20 protein-coding genes and 1 pseudogene are annotated in these 20,074 nt (G+C 59.4%); 3 read left to right on the top strand and 18 right to left on the bottom strand.

What is annotated here, in order from left to right:
• Positions 1–41: 41 nt before the first annotated feature.
• The 5 genes and pseudogenes from KVG87_RS21715 to nhaA all read right to left on the bottom strand — a co-directional run bounded on the left by KVG87_RS21715 (position 42) and on the right by nhaA (position 3,546).
• On the bottom strand, positions 42–239 hold the full coding sequence (locus KVG87_RS21715; RefSeq protein WP_225926673.1) for a pyocin S6 family toxin immunity protein: 198 nt from the start codon (positions 237–239) through the stop codon (positions 42–44).
• Positions 240–298: 59 nt separating this feature from the next.
• Positions 299–1,027, bottom strand: a pseudogene (locus KVG87_RS21710) (S-type pyocin domain-containing protein); the annotation flags it as partial.
• 201 nt (positions 1,028–1,228) lie between these two features.
• Positions 1,229–1,969, bottom strand: coding sequence for an ATPase (locus KVG87_RS21705; protein WP_217852518.1), 741 nt, complete (start codon positions 1,967–1,969; stop codon positions 1,229–1,231).
• On the bottom strand, positions 1,966–2,235 hold the full coding sequence (locus KVG87_RS21700) for a hypothetical protein (protein ID WP_217852515.1): 270 nt from the start codon (positions 2,233–2,235) through the stop codon (positions 1,966–1,968). Before KVG87_RS21700 ends, KVG87_RS21705 begins: the two co-directional genes overlap by 4 nt.
• A 123-nt stretch (positions 2,236–2,358) precedes the next feature.
• The gene (gene nhaA, locus KVG87_RS21695) at positions 2,359–3,546 is read right to left on the bottom strand and encodes a Na+/H+ antiporter NhaA (protein ID WP_076566267.1); all 1,188 of its coding nucleotides are present in this window, start codon (positions 3,544–3,546) and stop codon (positions 2,359–2,361) included.
• Between the two features lie 251 nt (positions 3,547–3,797).
• Here nhaA and KVG87_RS21690 point away from each other — a divergent pair, with 251 nt between their 5' ends.
• Positions 3,798–4,892 (top strand): PLP-dependent cysteine synthase family protein, encoded by a 1,095-nt coding sequence (locus KVG87_RS21690; protein WP_217852513.1) that lies wholly within the window; start codon positions 3,798–3,800, stop codon positions 4,890–4,892.
• Between the two features lie 136 nt (positions 4,893–5,028).
• On the opposite strand, the gene KVG87_RS21685 is transcribed toward KVG87_RS21690, so the two are convergent.
• The 3 genes from KVG87_RS21685 to KVG87_RS21675 all read right to left on the bottom strand — a co-directional run bounded on the left by KVG87_RS21685 (position 5,029) and on the right by KVG87_RS21675 (position 8,052).
• Entirely contained in the window at positions 5,029–6,642 is a 1,614-nt protein-coding gene (locus KVG87_RS21685; RefSeq protein ID WP_041478036.1) for an NAD(P)/FAD-dependent oxidoreductase, read from the bottom strand.
• 96 nt (positions 6,643–6,738) lie between these two features.
• The gene (locus KVG87_RS21680; protein WP_217852511.1) at positions 6,739–7,392 is read right to left on the bottom strand and encodes a COG3650 family protein; all 654 of its coding nucleotides are present in this window, start codon (positions 7,390–7,392) and stop codon (positions 6,739–6,741) included.
• Positions 7,393–7,452: 60 nt separating this feature from the next.
• On the bottom strand, positions 7,453–8,052 hold the full coding sequence (locus tag KVG87_RS21675; RefSeq protein WP_217852509.1) for a short chain dehydrogenase: 600 nt from the start codon (positions 8,050–8,052) through the stop codon (positions 7,453–7,455).
• Positions 8,053–8,154: 102 nt separating this feature from the next.
• Between KVG87_RS21675 and KVG87_RS21670 the strand changes: the two genes are divergently transcribed.
• Positions 8,155–9,069 (top strand): LysR family transcriptional regulator, encoded by a 915-nt coding sequence (locus KVG87_RS21670; RefSeq protein ID WP_217852507.1) that lies wholly within the window; start codon positions 8,155–8,157, stop codon positions 9,067–9,069.
• Between the two features lie 110 nt (positions 9,070–9,179).
• On the opposite strand, the gene KVG87_RS21665 is transcribed toward KVG87_RS21670, so the two are convergent.
• From KVG87_RS21665 to KVG87_RS21625, 9 genes are all read right to left on the bottom strand, one after another.
• Positions 9,180–9,656, bottom strand: coding sequence for a DoxX family protein (locus KVG87_RS21665; RefSeq protein WP_076566280.1), 477 nt, complete (start codon positions 9,654–9,656; stop codon positions 9,180–9,182).
• On the bottom strand, positions 9,653–10,411 hold the full coding sequence (locus KVG87_RS21660) for an HvfC/BufC N-terminal domain-containing protein (protein ID WP_217852505.1): 759 nt from the start codon (positions 10,409–10,411) through the stop codon (positions 9,653–9,655). The genes KVG87_RS21665 and KVG87_RS21660 overlap by 4 nt, the downstream gene beginning before the upstream one ends.
• Positions 10,408–11,295 carry an MNIO family bufferin maturase gene (gene bufB, locus KVG87_RS21655; RefSeq protein WP_217852503.1) on the bottom strand — a complete coding sequence of 296 codons (888 nt, stop codon included), beginning with the start codon at positions 11,293–11,295 and terminating at the stop codon, positions 10,408–10,410. Before bufB ends, KVG87_RS21660 begins: the two co-directional genes overlap by 4 nt.
• Positions 11,296–11,320: 25 nt before the next feature.
• Positions 11,321–11,626 carry a BufA1 family periplasmic bufferin-type metallophore gene (locus tag KVG87_RS21650; RefSeq protein ID WP_016771358.1) on the bottom strand — a complete coding sequence of 102 codons (306 nt, stop codon included), beginning with the start codon at positions 11,624–11,626 and terminating at the stop codon, positions 11,321–11,323.
• Between the two features lie 292 nt (positions 11,627–11,918).
• Entirely contained in the window at positions 11,919–12,620 is a 702-nt protein-coding gene (locus tag KVG87_RS21645; RefSeq protein WP_076566287.1) for an ABC transporter ATP-binding protein, read from the bottom strand.
• Complete coding sequence (gene livG, locus KVG87_RS21640; protein ID WP_016771357.1) at positions 12,621–13,388, bottom strand: high-affinity branched-chain amino acid ABC transporter ATP-binding protein LivG; 768 nt, start codon at positions 13,386–13,388, stop codon at positions 12,621–12,623.
• Complete coding sequence (locus tag KVG87_RS21635; RefSeq protein WP_016771356.1) at positions 13,385–14,641, bottom strand: high-affinity branched-chain amino acid ABC transporter permease LivM; 1,257 nt, start codon at positions 14,639–14,641, stop codon at positions 13,385–13,387. The genes livG and KVG87_RS21635 overlap by 4 nt, the downstream gene beginning before the upstream one ends.
• Positions 14,638–15,561 (bottom strand): high-affinity branched-chain amino acid ABC transporter permease LivH, encoded by a 924-nt coding sequence (gene livH / locus KVG87_RS21630; protein WP_016771355.1) that lies wholly within the window; start codon positions 15,559–15,561, stop codon positions 14,638–14,640. Before livH ends, KVG87_RS21635 begins: the two co-directional genes overlap by 4 nt.
• Before the next feature lie 229 nt (positions 15,562–15,790).
• Complete coding sequence (locus tag KVG87_RS21625) at positions 15,791–16,918, bottom strand: branched-chain amino acid ABC transporter substrate-binding protein (protein ID WP_217852501.1); 1,128 nt, start codon at positions 16,916–16,918, stop codon at positions 15,791–15,793.
• Between the two features lie 351 nt (positions 16,919–17,269).
• On the opposite strand from KVG87_RS21625, the gene KVG87_RS21620 reads away from it, so the two are divergent.
• On the top strand, positions 17,270–17,575 hold the full coding sequence (locus KVG87_RS21620) for a DUF2288 domain-containing protein (RefSeq protein WP_217852499.1): 306 nt from the start codon (positions 17,270–17,272) through the stop codon (positions 17,573–17,575).
• A 284-nt stretch (positions 17,576–17,859) separates the two neighbouring features.
• Here KVG87_RS21620 and KVG87_RS21615 read toward each other — a convergent pair whose 3' ends face one another.
• Positions 17,860–20,058 (bottom strand): hypothetical protein, encoded by a 2,199-nt coding sequence (locus KVG87_RS21615; protein ID WP_041478027.1) that lies wholly within the window; start codon positions 20,056–20,058, stop codon positions 17,860–17,862.
• Positions 20,059–20,074: the final 16 nt, after the last annotated feature.

Raw genomic sequence — 20,074 nt, 5'->3', positions numbered from 1 at the left:
GGTGACTGGTCGGGGTTTTTCTTTGTTTGTGAATTGCTCATTCAGTATGTGGCGCAGGTGCCCATGAAGTATTCGAGGCCCTTTGGAAAACTGACGTTGAGCAGGGTTTCCAATGCGGTTACCTGATCCTGAGTCAACAACAGCTCGCCGGGTTCCACCTCATCCAAGGGCTTGGATTCAATGAGCTGGGCCACTTTTTCATTCATCTCGCTGCCTGTGATATCCAGCTCGAATTGCAAGGAGTCATCTTGGACTTCGTCAGGGAAGAATCCGGTAATCGAAAGAAAGCGCATGTCACCGCCGGGGTCCAGAGCAGTTCGACTCCTTCACCCAGATCCGCAACGAACCGGTCGCCGCGTGCAATGAACTGCACGACATTGACCATTTCCCAATCGCGGTTCTTACCGGTGTAGAAACCGTAACCCTTGAGGCTGCCATCGGCCTGTTGCTCGACGCGCAGGCGCACGCGGGTTCGGGCTTGTTTGAGTGTGCTCAGTTGCTCATCGGTGTAGAGCGCGCTGTCGCCCAGGCTGGATGGCATCAAAAGCGCAACCAGCCCCACCAAAGACGCAGCCGCCGCAGGGGAGGCGAGCGCCGGTAGCACTTCAAAAGCCGAGCCTGCCAAGGCCAGACTGCCGAACCCGACCGGGATGGTGTTGGCGCTGATTTTCTTGAGAGGAATGCCGCCGCTTGGGTCGGCTTCGCGAGCGCCGAGCAGGATCAGCTCGCCGTAATCCTTCAGGCTGTCGGTCGGCACCATGCCGGAGGGATTGCTGTAATCGATAATCGCATCCGGCAACTTGCAGGACTTGGCGAATACACAGCCGGCACGCACGGCTTCAGGTTTTTTCGCAGCCACTTCACGGCTGCGCTCGAACGCCTCCTGCCGCGCCAGCATCGCGTCGTAAGCGTTTTGCCCGGCTTCGCGCTCGGCCAGTTCTGCGGCCGTCATATACCGCCAGGTAACGTGATGTCCGTCGCCCTCCGGCGGGTTTTGCACCCGGGGAATGTCCTTGTTCCGCGCCACTGATCGTCCCTTCGTTCATCATCGACAGCCCCTCGATAAGGGACTGCACGACGTTATCGAGGCGAGGAAAGTGTGGCTGTAGGACGGGTCGCTAATGACGTGGGGATTGTTCGACTTGAACGAGGTCTGCCGCAGAGACGTGGAGCAGTCTGCTACGCAAACTCATCGTTACCAATTGGCAATGTGAATTTCGAAATGAATCTAAAGCAATTTATCCAGCACGAACTGCTTGAACCACGGCGGTTGAGTGTCTGATTTGATTTCGATCAGTTCTCCATCCGTAATTTCAGCTATCTGCGTCAGGTCTTCACTGCCTTCATCAGAGTTATCGAAAATATACGCCCGATTGGAGGCCAGAATAGCTTCGGATAAAAGCTCCAGAGATCGCCAGTATCGAGCTTCAATTTTTTCAGCAGGAACGTTATGCCCGCCTTGGGAAACGCGGTATGCAACTCTCGCAATATTTATCTGCGGATCCGCTGTCGCCACGTAATAGACGTAGACCCTATAGCCGGATTTACTCGCTTCAGCGAGGAGGCTGACTTTGTCTGCGGAGGACATGACGGTTTCGAACGTAAAGCTGATGCGCTCTTTTATCAACGATCTACGGATGAAGTCGCAGAGTGCCGACGCAACGTACGAGTCGATTTCAGTATTCGAAAAGTTGAGCCGGATTCCATCAATTGCGAGGTCATCAAGCTTTGCCTGCGAACGAGGCGATTTTTTCAGCAGGGGGTGAGCACGGAGAAAGTCGAAAAGCTCCGCCTTATGTGCTTCGATGCGATAAGAACCGAAATCAAAGTAACCGGTATCTTTGATTGAGCGTTCGATGTCGTCAGGATTTATGTAGTTGCCCAGCAGGTGCGCAGGGACAAGTCGATTGAATGTGCTTTTCCCGGATCCGTTCGGTCCCGCAAATATCCGTATTCTCGGTGTGCTCAAGAAGTAACCTGTTTTGAAGATTTACTGATGTGCAGACGCGTTCCGCTTTTCAGATTGCCGTAGGCGCCAATCGACCGCAAAACGATGGAAGTCTTCTCGGTCACTTCAAGCAGTTGACCATCTTTAGCGACAAGCACCGCTGCGCCGTTTGCGAGCGCCATTTTGTAGGCATTGCTGAAGGCCTTTAAAGCGATGTCAGGAATTCGTGACTCCTGAACAGCAATCTGATCATCAGTCATTGGGCGTTTTTCGGCTTTGCGCGACATGAATGACTCCAAAAGGGTGTAAAGAGTAGATGGCTGTTTCTTGCGCAAGATATAGCACATTTGCAAGGTTTACAGCCAAGCCCCTCGTCTGTTGAAGGGCTGTGCCATTCGCCGGAACAAACTTCAGGAAGCTTGTATCGTACCCCTGCGACTCGCCGCCGCCGTCACCGCATAACCAATCACCGCTGCGAGAATCGAGCCGGTGAGGATGCCCATGCGATCCATGCCGGCGTAATCACTCACGCCGGGTTCGAAGGCCAGCGAGCCGACGAACAGGCTCATGGTGAAGCCGATGCCGCAGAGGATTGCCACGCCGAGGACCTGGCCCCAGTTGGCGCCTTGGGGCAGGGCGGCGATGCCGATCTTGACCGCCAGCCAGGTCAGGCCGAACACGCCGATGGTCTTGCCCAACAGCAGGCCGATGGCGATGCCCATCGGTACGTCGTGGGTGAAGCTTTCGACGGTGACGCCGCTCAGTGACAGGCCAGCGTTGGCGAAGGCGAACAGCGGCAGGATGCCGTAGGCGACCCACGGGTGCAGCGCGTGTTCGAGAGTCAGCAGCGGCGACGACTCGGCGTTTTTCGTGCGCAGGGGAATGCAGAAAGCCAGGGTCACGCCGGCCAGTGTCGCGTGGACACCGCTCTTGAGCACGCAGACCCAGAGGATCAGGCCGATGATCATGTACGGCCCGAGCTTGACCACGCCGAGCCGGTTCATCGCCACCAGCGCGGCAATGCACGCAGCCGCCAGGCCAAGGGACAGGGTCGAGAGTTCGCCGGAATAGAAGATTGCGATGATGACGATGGCGCCGAGGTCATCAATGATCGCCAGAGTCATCAGGAACAGTTTCAGCGACACCGGCACGCGTTTGCCGAGCAGGGCCAGTACGCCGAGGGCGAAGGCGATGTCGGTGGCGGTCGGAATGGCCCAGCCACTCAGGGCCGCGGGGTTGTCGCGATTGAGGAACCAGTAGATCAGCGCCGGCACCAGCATGCCGCCGATCGCCGCTGCGCCAGGGAGGACGATTTGCGAAGGCTTGGACAATTGGCCGTCGAGCACTTCGCGTTTGACTTCCAGACCGATCAGCAGGAAGAACATCGCCATCAGGCCGTCATTGATCCACAGCAGCAGGGGTTTGGCGATTTTCAACGCGCCGATCTGCGCCACCACCGGGGTGTCGAGCAGGCCGGTGTACAGCCACGACAGCGGTGAGTTGTTGATGATCAGCGCGAGAACGGCTGCGGCGATCAATAGCAGACCGCTGGCGGCTTCCAACTGAAAGAAACGCGTGAAAGTGCTACGCAGAGGCAAGGTCGCTCTCCATCGAATCAAGAAAAAGGTGAAACACCCTAACCCGTACCGTTAGTTGTTAAAACAAAAGTTATATTCTTTTTTGTTATATGTCGTTACAGACTGTCTCGCTCGGGCAGCACTGAGCCTAGCAGTTGCCCGACACATTGAGACTCAGCTGTATCTTTGCCGTCTGCGGGATTTTTCCTAAGCTTGCGGCAGACCTTTTTCAGGAGACCGATCTCCTGGCTGATTCAATGAGAACCGAGACCATGAGCGACAACCGACAGTGGGCACGCGAAGCCATCCGCATCATCGAGGCGGACTTCCAGCGCAGCGCCGACACCCACCTGATCCCTTTGCCGCTGCCCGGTTTTGCCGGCATCGAGTTGTATTTCAAGGACGAATCCAGCCACCCGACCGGCAGCCTCAAGCATCGCCTGGCCCGTTCGCTGTTCCTTTACGCGCTGTGTAACGGCTGGCTGAAACCCGGCGCGCCAGTGATCGAAGCATCCAGCGGCTCGACGGCGATTTCCGAAGCGTATTTCGCGCGCATGCTCGGTTTGCCGTTTATCGCAGTAATGCCGGCGACCACCTCGAAAGAGAAGATTGCCCAGATTGCTTTTTACGGCGGGCAGAGTCATCTGGTGCAGGATCCGACGCAGATCTACGCCGAATCCGAGCGCCTGGCCCGCGAGCATGGCGGGCACTTCATTGATCAGTTCACTTACGCCGAACGTGCCACCGACTGGCGAGCGAACAACAACATCGCCGAGTCGATCTTCCAGCAGATGCGCTACGAAAAGCACCCTGAGCCGACGTGGCTGATTTCCAGCCCCGGCACTGGCGGGACTACAGCGACCCTCGGCCGTTACGTGCGCTATCGCCAGCACTGTACCCGCGTGTTGTGTGCCGATGCCGAGCGTTCGGTGTTCTTCGATTTCTATCAGAGCGGTGATGCCAGCCTGCGTCTGGACTGCGGCTCGCGCATCGAGGGCATTGGTCGACCTAGGGTGGAAGCGTCGTTTCTGCCCAAGGTGATCGATGCGATGGTCAAGGTGCCGGACGCCCTGTCGCTGGCGGCGATGCATTATCTGGCGCAGCGTTTGGGGCGGCATGTCGGCGGGTCGAGCGGGACCAATCTGATCGGTGCACTGATGGCGGCGCAACAGATAAAAGCGGCGGGGCAGTCGGGGTCGATCGTGGCGATCCTGTGCGATGGCGGCGAGCGTTATGCCGACACGTATTACGATCAGCAATGGCTGAAGGCGCAGGGCTATGAACTGGGTGATTTGATTGCAGCGGTGGCGGCAAGTGCCGAGCGCGGGGAGGCGCTGCCGACCTCGGTGCTGCGCGCCAACATCTGAAGAAACGCAAAAACCAATGTGGGAGCGAGCCTGCTCGCGAAGGCGTCATCTCATTCAACATCATCATTGACTGAAATAGCGACTTCGCGAGCAGGCTCGCTCCCACAGGGTTTTGTGTTGGGTCAGCTGATGCTGATCAGGCTTCCAGGCCGAGGATATCGCGAGCCACTGCCTCGGCAATGCGAATCCCGTCAACACCCGCCGAGAGAATTCCGCCGGCATAGCCCGCGCCTTCACCGGCCGGGAACAGGCCTTTGACGTTCATGCTCTGCAGCGACTCGTTGCGGGTGATGCGCAGCGGCGATGAAGTGCGGGTCTCGATGCCGGTCAGCACAGCGTCGTGCAGCGAATAACCGCGAATCTGCTTCTCGAACGCCGGCAAGGCTTCACGGATCGCCTCAATGGCAAAGTCCGGCAGCGCCAGCGCCAGATCGCCCAAGGCCACGCCCGGCTTGTACGACGGCTCGACTTCGCCCAGCTCGGTCGATGGAATGTCGTTGATAAAGTCGCCAACCAGTTGCGCCGGGGCCTTGTAGTCGCTGCCGCCCAGAATGAACGCGTGGGATTCCAGGCGCTCCTGCAACTCGATACCGGCGAGCGGGCCGCCCGGATAATCGACTTCCGGGGTGATGCCAACAACGATGCCGGAGTTGGCATTGCGCTCGTTACGCGAGTACTGGCTCATGCCATTGGTGACCACGCGATTGGGCTCGGACGTCGCCGCGACCACGGTGCCGCCCGGGCACATGCAGAAGCTGTAGACCGAACGCCCGTTCTTGGCGTGGTGCACCAGTTTGTAATCGGCCGCGCCAAGTTTCGGGTGGCCGGCGTATTTGCCCAGGCGCGCGCGGTCGATCAGCGACTGCGGATGTTCAATGCGGAAACCCACCGAGAACGGCTTGGCTTCCATGAACACGCCACGGCTGTGGAGCATGCGGAAGGTGTCGCGGGCGCTGTGGCCGAGGGCCAGAACCACGTGTTTGGAATGCAGGGTTTCGCCGCTGGCCAGTTGCACGCCGACCAGTTGGCCGTCTTCGATCAGCACGTCGCTGACGCGCTCCTGGAAGCGCACCTCACCGCCCAGTTCGCGGATCTGCTCGCGCATGTTTTCGACCATACCGGTCAGGCGGAACGTACCGATGTGCGGCTTGCTGACGTAGAGGATTTCTTCCGGCGCGCCGGCTTTGACGAACTCGTGCAGGACTTTGCGGCCGAGGAATTTCGGGTCCTTGATCTGGCTGTACAGCTTGCCGTCGGAGAACGTGCCCGCGCCGCCTTCGCCAAACTGTACGTTGGACTCGGGATTGAGCACGCTTTTGCGCCACAGGCCCCAGGTGTCCTTGGTGCGCTGACGGACTTCGGTGCCGCGTTCGAGAATGATCGGTTTGAAGCCCATCTGCGCCAGCAGCAGGCCGGCGAAGATGCCGCACGGGCCGAAACCGACGACGATCGGCCGCTGACCGAGATCGCTCGGTGCCTGGCCGACGAATTTGTAGCTGACATCCGGCGCCACGTTGACGTTACGGTCGTCGGCGAACTTGCCCAACACTCTGGCCTCGTCGCGTACGTTGAGGTCGATGGTGTAGATGAAGCACAGTTCGGAGGACTTTTTGCGCGCGTCATAGCTGCGCTTGAACAAGGTGAAATCGAGCAGATCATCGCTGGCGATGCCCAGACGCTGCACGATGGCGGCGCGCAGGTCTTCTTCGGGATGGTCGATTGGCAGCTTGAGTTCAGTGATTCGTAACATGGCGGGGATCCGGATTCGCGGGGCGCACAACTGCGCCAGGGCGTTTGAAGGCGGCGATTATAAGCCGCCGCGAGCGGATCCGTGGGGGAAAAACGATCAGTCGTTGCGTGCGCCGCCGAAATAGCCGCAGCCGCGCTGCACCTGACCGTCGATGCGCAACTCGGCGCTCATGTGCTGCACGCTGCCGGTGCTGCTGTCGACGCAGCGCTGTGGCGCGACCCACAGTTCGATGCGCTGGTTGTTGGCTTCGCTGCTGAGATTGAAGCGGCCGTCGCCCAGTTGCTCTTCCACATACGGCACGGCGAGTGGAGCCTGGCCGTCGCGCTCGATGACCATGCCTTTGCCGCTGACCTTGACGTTCCACTCCGGGCCATCGCCGGCGGCGCGCAGGATCAGCAGTTTGAAATTCGGATCGTCGCAGGCCGTGCCCGAGCGCTCGACGCGATACAACTGGCCGAGGTCGAGGCGGTCGCCGGAAACCTTGCCGCGCACATCGGCAAACAGCTTGCCCTGTTCGTCGGCGAGTGTGGCAGCCTCTTGCAGGACGCTGGTGCCGCCGATGTCGTTGACCACCAGTTGCCGCTGATCCTGGCACGGCTGGAACACCAGTTTGCCGTCGGCGGCGGTCAGTTGCCCCTGCATTCGCGTCTGCCCGGCATGGGACACACTTTCACGCTGGCTGTCGAACAACTGGCAGGCGGCAAACATCGGCAGCAGGGTAACGAGGACGATCGAACGGGCAACACGCATCTTTGGCTCTCCAGACAAGTGCTGCCACGTTACGCAGCCTGACCGTTCATCACAAGGGCCTTAACCCACGTGAAACGTCTGCCCTGTTTGCAGTCCTTCGACACTTTTCGCGTAGGCCAATGCCACTTCCGCTGCAGGAACCGGCTTGAAGCCACGGAAGTAAGGCGCGTATTTGCCCAAGGCTTCGGTCAGCACGGTCGGGCTCACCGAGTTCACCCGCAGGCCACGCGGCAGTTCGATGGCGGCGGCGCGGACGAAGCTGTCGATGGCGCCGTTGACCAGCGCTGCCGAGGCACCGCTGCGAATCGGATCGTGGCTGAGCACGCCGGTGGTAAACGTGAACGAAGCGCCATCATTGGCGAACTCGCGGCCGATCAGCAGCAGGTTGACCTGGCCCATCAGCTTGTCTTTCAGGCCGAGGGCGAAGCTGTCCCCAGTCATCTCGTCCAGCGCTGCGAACGTCACGTTGCCCGCCGCGCAGATCAGCGCATCGAACTTGCCGGTCTGTTCGAACAGCTTGCGGATTGAGGCGCTGTCGCTGATATCCACTTGCAAGTCACCGCTGTTGCGGCCGATACGAATGACCTCGTGGCGTTGCGACAATTCTTTGTCCACCGCTGAGCCGATGGTGCCGCCGGCGCCTATCAACAGAATCTTCATCGCTGTACCCCATGTGTGTGAATGAGGTTTCAGTCTAGGGTGGTTTTTTGAGCGGATAAGCGCACTAATAGGCAACCTTTGGTTTTCAATTGGAAACAATCCATGAGCGAAATGGATGATCTCGCCGCGTTCGCTGTGCTGATCGAGGCCGGCAGTTTCACCCTTGCGGCGCAGCAGTTGGGCTGCAGCAAAGGCCAGTTGTCCAAGCGCATCAGCCAGCTCGAAGCGCAGTTCGGTGTGGTATTGCTGCAACGCACCACCCGGCGCTTGAGTCTGACGGCGGCGGGGGCGGCGCTGCTGCCGCAGGCCCAGGCGCTGGTGGTCCAGGTCGAACGCGCACGGCAGGCTTTGGCGCGGTTGAAGGACGACATGGCCGGCCCCGTGCGCATGACGGTTCCGGTGTCGCTCGGCGAGACTTTCTTCGACGGCTTGCTGCTGGAGTTTTCCGGGCAATACCCCGAGGTGCAAATCGAGCTGGAGCTGAACAACAGTTATCGCGATCTGTCGCGCGATGGCTTTGATCTGGCGATTCGCGCCGAAGTGGCCAATGACGATCGGCTGGTGGCCAAGCCGTTGTTGGCGTGGCACGAAATGACCTGCGCCAGCCCGGCCTACCTCGAGCGCTTCGGCGAGCCGGCGACGCCCCATGCCTTGGCCGAGCATCTTTGTCTGCTCAACAGCCATTACAGCGGTCGCGAAGAATGGCTGTATCACCAGCAGCACGAGTTGCTGCGGGTGCGGGTTTCGGGTCCGTTTGCCAGCAATCACTACAGCCTGTTGAAGAAAGCAGCGCTGTCCGGCGCCGGCATCGCGCGTTTGCCGTCGTATCTGCTGCAAGCGGAACTGGCGGACGGCCGCTTGCGCTGGTTGCTGCGCGATTACCAGACCCGACGCATGCCGATGTATCTGGTGCACCCGTATCAGGGTGGATTGCCCAAGCGCACGCAGGTGCTCGCGGATTATTTGATGGGCTGGTTCAAGCGCAGTGGCGAAGCGCTGGATCGACTTCAGCGCTGATGTGATTTCCCTGTGGGAGCGAGCCTGCTCGCGAATGCGTCAGTTCAGTCGATACCGATGTTGAATGACACACCGCTTTCGCGAGCAGGCTCGCTCCCAAAGGGGGGATCTTACTTTGCGAAACGGCGCGCGATCAGCTGGTCGATCGACAATTTGCCCGGCCCGGTCGCCATGAGGTACAGCAACACCGCCGCCCAGGTGCCGTGGGTGGGGTAGGCATCCGGGTAGACAAACAGTTGGATAGTCAACGTCATGCCGAGCAATGCCAGCGCCGAAAACCGTGTGGCGAAGCCGAGCAGGATCAGCAGCGGAAACACATGCTCGGCAAACGCTGCCAGATGCGCGGCAATTTCCGGCGACAGCAGCGGCAGGTTGTACTCGCTTTGAAACAGCGGAATCGTCGAGTCGGCCAAACGTGGCCAGCCCAGTTCAAAAGTGCCGTCAATCAAATCGACGGCCAGTCCTTCGACCTTGGTTTGCCCGGATTTCCAAAACACCGCGGCAATGGAAAAACGCGCGATGAAGGCAATCAGGCTGTGCGGGATTTTTTCCAACAGCGCAATGACGCGCAAGACCAAAGCGTTCATGGCAACTCCTTGTAATTCAGCTGGGTGATCGCGTTATGCGCAATCAGTAAGGCGAGGGTTTGGGCGAGATCGAACGGCGGGCTGTTTTCTGCCGCCGCGAGCAGTGGCGAGCCCTGGAGCAGATGACGAAGGAACACGCTCGCACCCGGTTCAAGAGCGAACACCTCAACGTCGAGACCATTGCGCAGCACCAGGGCATGCTGGCCTTGATTCAGGCCAATGCCCGCGAGACTTGGCTCCTGCTGGTGCGCGGCCCAGATCGCGACAACCGCGTAGGCTGAGTCGAGCAGGTGCAGCGAGGGATGCAGTTCGAAACACAGTTCACTCAGCGACTGCGGATCGGCCAGCGCGGCACTGACTTGTTCAGGCCGGATCGGCTGCGCATCAGCGGCGTGGTAGGCAACAGTACGCAAGTGCTCCAGTCGCGCGACGTCAGCGACATAAGGCACGCCGGCAATGGGTTCAAACTCTGCGATGAAGTCGGCGAAGTGCTCGCCATAGCGGCTCATCAACGGACTATGTGGCGGCTGACTGTGGACGAAAATCGCCGCCATGGCGCGGAAGAATTCCTCGCCGACCAATTGCAGCACCACCGGATAGCTGTCGGCCAGGGCATTGATCAGCGAGCTTTGCACGTTGTTGCGATAGACCGCGAAACGCCGCGACGGATCGGCGCCGTTGCGGCTGCACAGGCCCTTGGGATACGGCAGTTGCGCATTGAGCAGGGCGGCGGCGAAATCCGCTTGCGTGCTCATGCCGCACGCTCCGCGCGGCGCAACAGCGTCTCGGCTTGCTGCGCTTCGGCGAGCAAGACGTCGAAGGCCGGCACCTGATTATCGCGTTCGATCAGCGTCGCAATCGGGCCAGTCCGTTGCAGCACGCGTCGGTACAGATCCCAGACGGCCTGATCAACCGGCGCGCCGTGATCGTCGATCAGCAAGCGGTCGCCAAGGTTGTCGCAATCTTCAGCGAAGCCGGCCAGATGAATCTCGCCGACCGCGTGCAGCGGTAACGCATCGAGATAGGCCAAAGGATCGCGCTGATGATTGATGCACGACACGTAGACATTGTTGACGTCGAGCAACAAGCCGCAGCCGCTGCGGCGGATTACTTCGGCGATGAACTCGGCCTCGTCGATCGTCGAGTGCTCAAATCCCAGATAGGTCGCCGGGTTCTCCAACAGCATCGGTCGTTTCAGAGTGTTCTGCACCTGGTCGATGTGCGCACAGACGCGGTTCAGTGTCGGCGTGTCGTAAGCCAGTGGCAGCAGGTCATTGAGGAACACCGGGCCGTGGCTCGACCACGCCAGATGTTCGGAAAAGGCTTGCGGTTGATAGCGCTCGATCAGCTCGGCGAGGCGTTTGAGGTGCTGGCTGTCCAGCGCGCCTTCGCCACCGATCGACAGCCCCACGCCGTGCAATGACAGCGGGTACTGTTCGCGAATCAGACCGAGAAAATGATGAAACGGGCCGCCGGCCACCATGTAGTTTTCGGCGTGGACCTCGAAGAAACCGAGGTCCGGTACGGAGCCGAGCACATCGAGGAAGTGCCCGGTCTTGAGCCCCAGCCCGGCGCGGGCAGGGAGCTCGGTGCGAGCTGCCTGAGTGCGCGGCAGGGACGGTTCGTGATGACTGAACATGGGCGTCACTCATGCAGGCCGTGGATCAGGACTTGGCTTTGAATGCTTCGAGCTGACCGAAACCGGTCGGCGAGGTTTTGCTTTCGGTGGTGGCGCAGGTGCCTTTCGGAACGAGCTTCCAGGCGTTGGCCTGATAGTCCATTTTCGCCGTGCCGGCACAGGTAGTCCCGGCACCTGCGGCGCAATCGTTCTTGCCCTTCATGGCCACGCCGAAGCATTTTTCCATGTTGGCATCGGCGGCCTGGGCGGTGGAGACAGTGGCGATGCTCAGAGCGGAACCGAGGGCCAGAACCAGGGCGGTAGCGGACAGGGTACGGGTAGTCGCAGTCATGATGTTTCTCCAGTTTTTTATCAGGGTTTCTGCAAGCGGTTTGCGCTTGCTTGTCCCTCTAGAGAACGGGTGGGGGGATGCGTTACAGGCGGGGCGAGAAATTTATAAAAAATTTCGGATTCAGCAGTATCCCTGTGGGAGCGAGCCTGCTCGCGAAGGCGGTGTGTCAGGCACCATTAACGTCGAATGACAGACCGTTTTCGCGAGCAGGCTCGCTCCCACAGGGTTACCTTGGTGGTGCTCAGGAAACAAAAAACGGCCCGAAGGCCGTTTTGTTGTTCAGCGATAACACTCAACCGCCGAGGTACGCCTCGCGTACTTTCGGATCGGTCAGCAGCGCTTCACCGGTGCCTTGCATGACCACGCGGCCGTTCTCCAGAACGTAGGCGCGGTCAGCGATTTTCAGCGCCTGGTTGGCGTTCTGCTCGACCAGGAACACCGTCACACCGTCCTTGCGCAGCTGTTCGATGATGTCGAAGATCTGCTGGATGATGATCGGCGCCAGACCCAGCGATGGCTCGTCGAGCAGCAGCAGCTTGGGCTTGCTCATCAGCGCACGGCCGATGGCGAGCATTTGCTGTTCGCCGCCGGACATGGTGCCGCCGCGCTGGTTGAAGCGTTCTTTCAGGCGAGGGAAAAGTCCGAGAACCTTGTCCATCTGTTCCTCATAGTCGCCCTTGTCGGTGAAAAATCCGCCCATCGACAGGTTTTCTTCCACGGTCAGACGGGCAAACACCCGACGCCCTTCCGGGACCACGGCGATGCTCTTGCGCATGATCTGCGACGAGTCCTGGCCGACCAGTTCCTCACCCATGTAACGGATGCTGCCGCTGTGCGCCTGCGGCGAACCGCAGAGTGTCATCAGCAGCGTGGATTTGCCGGCACCGTTGGCGCCGATCAGCGTCACGATTTCGCCCTGACGGACTTCGACGTTGACGCTGTGCAGGGCCTGGATCTTGCCGTAGAAGGTGGAAACGTTTTCGAACTGCAGCATTTACGCTTCCCCTAGGTAGGCTTTGATCACTTCAGGATTGTCGCGGATCTGTTCCGGCGTGCCGTCGGCCAGCGGCGTGCCCTGGTTGATCACGACGATGTGGTCGGAAATGCTCATGACCAGTTTCATGTCGTGTTCGATCAGCAGCACGGTGACGTTGTGCTCTTCGCGCAACACACCGATCAGCGCCTTGAGGTCTTCGGTTTCCTTCGGGTTCAGGCCGGCGGCCGGTTCGTCGAGCATGAGAATCCGCGGACGGGTCATCATGCAGCGGGCGATTTCCAGACGCCGTTGCTGGCCGTAGGCGAGGGTGCCGGCGGTGCGGTTGGCGAACTCTTTGAGGTTGACCTTTTCCAGCCAGTACTCGGCAAATTCCATCGCCTCGCGCTCGCTTTTGCGGAACGCCGGGGTCTTGAACAGGCCGGACAGGAAGTTGGTGTTCAGATGACGGTGCTGGGCGATCAACAGGTTCTCGACCGCGGTCATATCCTTGAACAAACGCACGTTCTGGAAGGTCCGCACCACGCCTTTGAGGGCGATCTTGTGGCCCGGCAGGCCCTGGATCGGCTCGCCGTCGAGCAGGATGCTGCCGCCGGTAGGCTGATAGAAGCCGGTCAGGCAGTTGAACACGGTGGTCTTGCCGGCGCCGTTCGGGCCGATCAGTGCAACCACCTGCTTTTCCTTGACGGTCAGCGCCACGCCGTTGACCGCGAGCAAGCCGCCGAAGCGCATGCTCAGATTTTCGACTTTAAGGATCTCGCGGCTCATTTGCGCAACTCCATGTGTGGGCGTTGCATCGGCAGCAGACCTTGTGGACGCCAGATCATCATCAGCACCATCAGCGCACCGAACATCAACATGCGGTACTCGCTGAACTCACGCATCATTTCCGGCAACAGGATCATCACGATCGCCGCCAGAATCACGCCCAGTTGCGAGCCCATGCCGCCCAATACGACGATGGCGAGGATGATCGCCGACTCGATGAAGGTGAACGACTCGGGCGTCACCAGACCCTGACGCGCAGCGAAGAAGCTGCCGGCGAAACCGGCGAACGCAGCGCCCAGGGTGAACGCGGAGAGCTTGATCACGGTCGGGTTCAGGCCCAGCGCGCGGCAGGCGATTTCGTCTTCACGCAGCGCTTCCCACGCACGGCCGATCGGCATGCGCAGCAGACGGTTGATCACGAACAGCGCAGCCAGTGCGAGCAACAGCGCAACCAGGTAAAGGAAGATCACCTTGTTGATCGAGTTGTATTGCAGGCCGAAATACTCGTGGAACGTCTGCAGGCCTTCGGCGGCTTTGCGCTCGAAGGTCAGGCCGAAGAACGTCGGTTTTTCGATGTTGCTGATGCCGTTCGGGCCACCGGTGATGTCGGTCAGGTTACGCAGGAACAGACGGATGATCTCGCCGAAACCCAAGGTCACGATCGCCAGATAGTCGCCGCGCAGACGCAACACCGGGAAGCCCAGCAGGAAGCCGAACGTCGCCGCCATCAGGCCGGCAATCGGCAGGCAGATCCAGAAACTCAAGCCGTAGTAATGCGACAGCAGCGCGTAGCTGTAGGCGCCGACGGCGTAGAAACCGACGTAACCCAGGTCAAGCAGACCGGCCAGACCGACGACGATGTTCAGGCCCAGGCCGAGCATCACGTAGATCAGGATCAGCGTTGCGATATCCACCGCGCCACGGGAGCCGAAGAACGGCCAGACCAGAGCGATCAGAATCAGCGCAATGATGAAATAGCGCTGGGTGGTTGGCAGGGTCAGGAAGTTGCTGGCCTTGGCCGGGATCAACGGCATGCCCGGCGAGGAGCGCCAGGCCTTGCTGATCTGCTGGTTGAACAGCACGCGCAAGAACATCAGCACCGAGCAGATCGCGATGGTCGCAAGTACCGCAGGGCTGGTGTTGTGCACTTCCAGATTGATACCGACGATGGTCAGTTTCAGACCCAGTACCGGGTAGGCCACCGCCCACACCAGCAAGGCACTGAACAGTGCCTGTTTAAGATTCCTAGTCATACTTTCTCAACCTCCGGACGGCCCAGAATGCCGGTCGGACGGAACAACAGCACCAGAACCAGCAGGCCGAACGCAACGACGTCCTTGTACTGGTCGCCGAAGATATCGGCACCGAACGCTTCCGCTACACCGAGCACCAAGCCGCCGAGCATGGCCCCGGGGATGCTGCCGATGCCGCCCAGTACCGCAGCGGTGAAGGCCTTGAGGCCGACGAGGAAACCGGCGTTGGGGTTGATCACGCCGTATTGCATGCTCAGCAGCACCGCAGCGACCGCCGCCAGCGCAGCACCGATGACGAAGGTCAGGGCGATGATGTTGTTGGTGTTGATGCCGAGCAGGTTGGCCATCTTGATGTCCTCGGCACAGGCGCGGCAGGCGCGGCCCAAGCGGGAACGGGAGATGAACAGGGTCAGGCCGAGCATGGCGATCAGGGTCACCACGAACACCACGATCTGCATGTAGGAAATCAGCACTTCTTGTGCGCCACCCGGACCGAAGGCGAAGTTGCCCGGGATCAGGTTGGGGATAGCTTTGTCCTTGGAGTCTTGCGCCAGCAGAACGGTGTTCTGCAGGAAGATCGACATACCGATGGCAGAAATCAGCGGGATCAGACGGTTGCTGCCGCGCAGGGGGCGGTAGGCGATCCGTTCGATGCTGTAACCGTAGGAACTGGTGACGACGATGCTGGCGATGAACGCCGCAGTCATCAACAGCGGGACACTGTCGAGTCCCATCATGGTCAGCCCGGCGATGGCGATGAAGGCCACGTAGGAACCGATCATGTATACCTCGCCGTGGGCGAAGTTGATCATTCCAATGATGCCGTAGACCATCGTGTAGCCGATGGCGATCAGGGCATACATGCTGCCAACGTTGAGGCCGTTAACCAGCTGTTGGAAGAAGTGATAGAGGTCAGGCATTACAGCGCTCCTAAAAACCTGTACGCATTTCACTGGTGGAGTCATTTTCCCGCCCGGCCCCGTGGATCTCTATCCACTTCGAATCCGGGTTTTGCCAGCGAACCGCTGATGACGGTTTTGAGATTTTCAGGTGGGTCGACTGGCGGATCACGCCAGCGCGGCCCATACATTCGCAAAACAAAGCCCACGGCACGCCGTGGGCTTTATTGGCAGTCAGTCGGGCAAGGCCTTACTGAGGCGAAACTTCGGTTTTAGGTTTGCCGTTGTGCCACTCGTACACGACAAATTTGAAGTCCTTCAGGTCGCCCTTGTCGTCGAAGCTCAGGTCGCCGGTCGGGGTCTTGAACGAACCGGCGTGGATGGCTTCAGCCACTTTGGTCGCGTCTTCGGACTTGGCCGCCTTGATGCCTTCGGCAATCACGGTCACCGCCGAGTAGGACGGGAACACGAACGGACCGCTCGGATCTTCCTTCTTGGCCTTGAACGCGTCAGCCAGAGCAACGTTGGCCGGATCCTGGTCGAAGGAATTCGGCAGGGTCACCAGCAGGCCTTCGGACGCGTCCTTGGCGATCTGGGTGATCGAGTCGTTACCCACGCCTTCCGGACCCATGAAGCGGGCTTTCAGGCCTTTTTCCTGAGCCTGACGCAGAATCAGGCCCAGCTCCGGGTGGTAGCCGCCGTAGTAGACGAAGTCGACGCCGGCTTGCTTGAGCTTGGCGATGATTGCGGAGAAGTCCTTGTCGCCAGCGTTGACGCCTTCGAAGACGGCAACCTTGGTGCCTTTCTTCTCAAGGGTCGATTTCACCGCGGTGGCGATGCCTTCGCCGTACTGCTGTTTGTCGTGCAGCACGCCAACCACTTTCGGTTTCACGTGATCGGCGATGTAGTTGCCGGCGGCAGGGCCTTGGGCGCTGTCGAGACCGATGGTGCGGAAGATCATTTTGTAGCCACGGGCGGTGATGTCCGGGCTGGTGGCAGCCGGGGTGATCATGATCACGCCTTCGTCTTCGTAGATGTCCGAAGCTGGCTGAGTGGAGCTGGAGCACAGGTGACCGACCACGAACTTGACGCCGTCGTTGACGACCTTGTTCGCTACCGCTACCGCTTGTTTCGGATCGCAGGCATCGTCGTATTCAACGGCTTCGAGTTTCTTGCCGTCGACGCCGCCCTTGGCGTTGATCTGCTCGATGGCCATTTTCGCGCCACTGAACTGCATGTCGCCGTACTGGGCTACTGGACCGGTTTTAGGACCGGCGATACCGATTTTGATGGTGTCAGCTGCGAACGAATGGCTGGCAACCCCGGCCAGAACCATAGCGGCAAACAGTTTGGAAATCTGCTTAGTAGCCTTAGTCATAGTGCTCCACTCTTACTGTTGTATTTTTTAGAGTTCTGGCGCCGTAGCAGCAGAACCGGGTCAGATATCTTTGCGATACCCTCCGGAAAATGCCCCGGCAACTGTACCGGTACAGTGTAGAGCGCCGCTTGATCAACTGGGAAGCGGGCGCCACGGGGCAAAACTTGGGGGTGTCGCATTTTTGAATGAAAGAGACAGAATTGCGGCGGAGCAATCGGGGGCATATATCCCAAAAGGCAGCATTCCCTGGCGTTCCTGCTCTTTTCGTTCGGTGCAGCGATTTGCAACCGGGTTTTTCTGACGGACCACCGACGTTATCATTCGCGTCGATTTCTTTTCCGGACAGCTCCCATGAATCAAGAACCTAGCACCCTCTATGCCAAGCTGCTTGGTGAAACGGCATCTATTACCTGGAAAGAGCTGGAGCCGTTCTTCGCCAAGGGTGCCCTATTGTGGGTCGACCCTGACCTGGATTTGATCGCCGCCGCTGAGGCCGTGGCCTCGGATGAGGGCGAGAAAGTCGCGGCCTGGCTGGCCGACGACAAGGTCGCCAAGCTGTCTGAAACGCGGGCGTTGGAAATTTTCGAACGTGATCCGCAGCTGTGGGCCGTGGTGGTTTCGCCGTGGATTCTGATCCAGGAAAGGGCGGCCGTTTAATTGCCTGCACCCCTTTGGTGCCTCGATTGCCGCACCGCAAGTGTGTAGCGGAGTAGCGTGATGGCACCTTGCCGTGGAGAAATGCCACGCCTCACGGTGACGTAAACGTAACGGGAACAGTTTATTGAGCGGCCTGAGGGTCGCTTAATTGTTTCTGGATGTTCGTAAGCGGGAATTTGTCGGTGAAGTCGAGGGCGCCTTCGCGAGCAGGCTCGCTCCCACACTGGAATGCATTTCCCTGTGGGAGCGAGCCTGCTCGCGAATGGCGTCAACTCGTTTCTGGATCAGACCGAGAACGTCTTCCCGGTATGGTTATTCAGCGAAATCACCTTGGTCTTGCCAATCCGGTGGCGGTAGATCTCGCGCAGGTACTTGATCGACTTCTTCACGCAATCACGCGACAGGCGAATGTCATTGATCGAGACGAACTTGTCCTTGTCGTTGATCAGCTCGCGGTATTTCTTCTCGTACATCGGTTTGATCGCGTACCAGTTGGTATCGAGGATCTTCGCCGGGTTTTCGAATTCGTTGAGCAGGTCGTCGATCCGCTCCTCGTCGAAGTCTTCCTGAATGATGAAGTCGAGAATCGAGTTATCCAGCGTCTCGTCGAAACGGTACGGATTCTTCGCGAAGCAGCGCTTGATGAACGCCACGATCAAGGTCAGGAAATCATCCGACAGGCATGGGCTCTTGGCGATCAGGGTGGTCAGCGACAGGTTGGCCGAAGCGCCGATTACCAGCGCATAGCGCTTGAGGGTGGTGTTGGGGAACAGGCTGTTGAGGTGGGTCTTCAACCGGTTCAGGTCCATGTACGACAGCTTGTAGTCTTTCGGCAGCGAGACGATCGAGACCACCGACGAGCAGTTCTTGAAGAAGTGCAGGTCGTGCAGCGCTGCCGCGTCGTAACCGGAGTTCTTGTACTGCTCCAGCGAAGCGCGATAACGCTTGGATTCGATCGGCAGCAGGCTGATGCCTTCGATGGCCTGAGTGACCTTGTTGAAGTGCGGCAGGTCGATCGAACGGAAGAACAGGTCGTCGATGTTCAGGCGCTGCGGCTCTTTATCGAAGACCTTGAACTTGTCGCTGCTCGGCGGCGGGGTTTCCGGCACCACCGATTCGGCGTAGGCAATCGCCACCGGCCCGGCCAGACTCATGAACAGGTCGTTGGCGTCCAGGCGGATGGTTTCGCCGATGTCGATGCCGGCGCGGCGGAAGTAGTTCTGGTCGTAGTCAGTGGTGACTGCCTGCGCCGTCAGAATGTTGAAGATCTGCTGCGAGATGTACTGGTTGGCGTGCTTCTCCATGGCATTGACATCAATGTTCTGGATATTGCCGTCATCGCTCTCTTCGGCGTAACGCATGATGTCGTTGGAGATCAGCATCATCGCGTTCCATGGGCGGATACGCCCCATGACGCTGGCTTCGCTGCTGTCTTCGTTGGCGAAGTTGTAGGAGAAATCCCACTCCTCCGACAGGTATTTGCACAGCAAGCGCCCGGCGTTGATGTGCAGCGCTTCGGACATTTCGCTGCGGTGGTCGGAAATGTTCGGCAGCACGCAGATGCCGCTGGTAAAGATCGGCTCGAAGACAAACGAATGACCGCTCTTGCCGTCATGCTCGTCCATCGGCTTGGTGTCGAAGGTCTTGTTCATGTACGAGTGCTGCTGCGCCAGACCGAATTCCGAGGCCATGCCGGAACCGGTACCGCCGCCGGCACTGAAGATCGAGAAATACAGGCGCGACTGGTTGGCCTTGATCCCGCAGCTGTCGATCAGGTACGAGTGGATCATTTTCCAGTCAGGGCTGGAGAAGCGCTGGGTGTCCTTGTTGAGGATGATCTTCGCCAGGTACTGGCCGAGGATCGGCGCGTTACCGGCGCCACCGGCGTGGACTTCGGACAAGTCCATGATCTTCATTTTGCTGTAGTCGCGCAGGAAGCCGCTTTTCTCGCCCTTGCGCGAGAAACGGATGCGCCCGGCAATGTCCTTGTCGAGGTCGCCAAGCATCACCAGCGGTTCGACCAGAAACACAGGTTTGGTCGATTTGCTGGTACCGATGCGCAGGTTGTTCTTGATCCACTGCGCCGGGCTGTAGCCCTTGTCGGCCAGACGCCGGTCGCTCGGGCGGTCTTCGTTGTTGAATTCGTTGAGGTAGAACTTGCGCGCGTTGTACACCAGCTCCGCCACGTCGAGGGCGATGTTGGAGCCGCAGCGACCGAGGCCGATCAGGCACACCGAGGGAAATTCCTGGTCGTTGTGCTGCTCGTTGTCGCCTTCCTGATGCGCCGGGCGCGGGAATACCGAATCGCGCAGGCCGTCGAGGTTATCGAGGATGCGGTCGGTGTTGGTTTCGGTGAAGTACAGGTATTGCTGGGTCGATAGCGGACGCGAGGGCGGCGTCGGTCTGGATAATGACGCGCTGTTCGCGGCGGGGCTCAGGGTCAGATCGGCTGTTGCACTGGCGGGGTTGTTTTTAGAGGTCATGGTGCGCCATTTACCT

This window comes from Pseudomonas siliginis (assembly GCF_019145195.1).
In the GTDB taxonomy this organism is placed as follows: Bacteria; Pseudomonadota; Gammaproteobacteria; order Pseudomonadales; family Pseudomonadaceae; genus Aquipseudomonas; species Aquipseudomonas siliginis.
The sequence above is the reverse complement of the archived record's forward strand: the minus strand, read 5'-3'. Positions and strand labels throughout refer to the sequence as shown.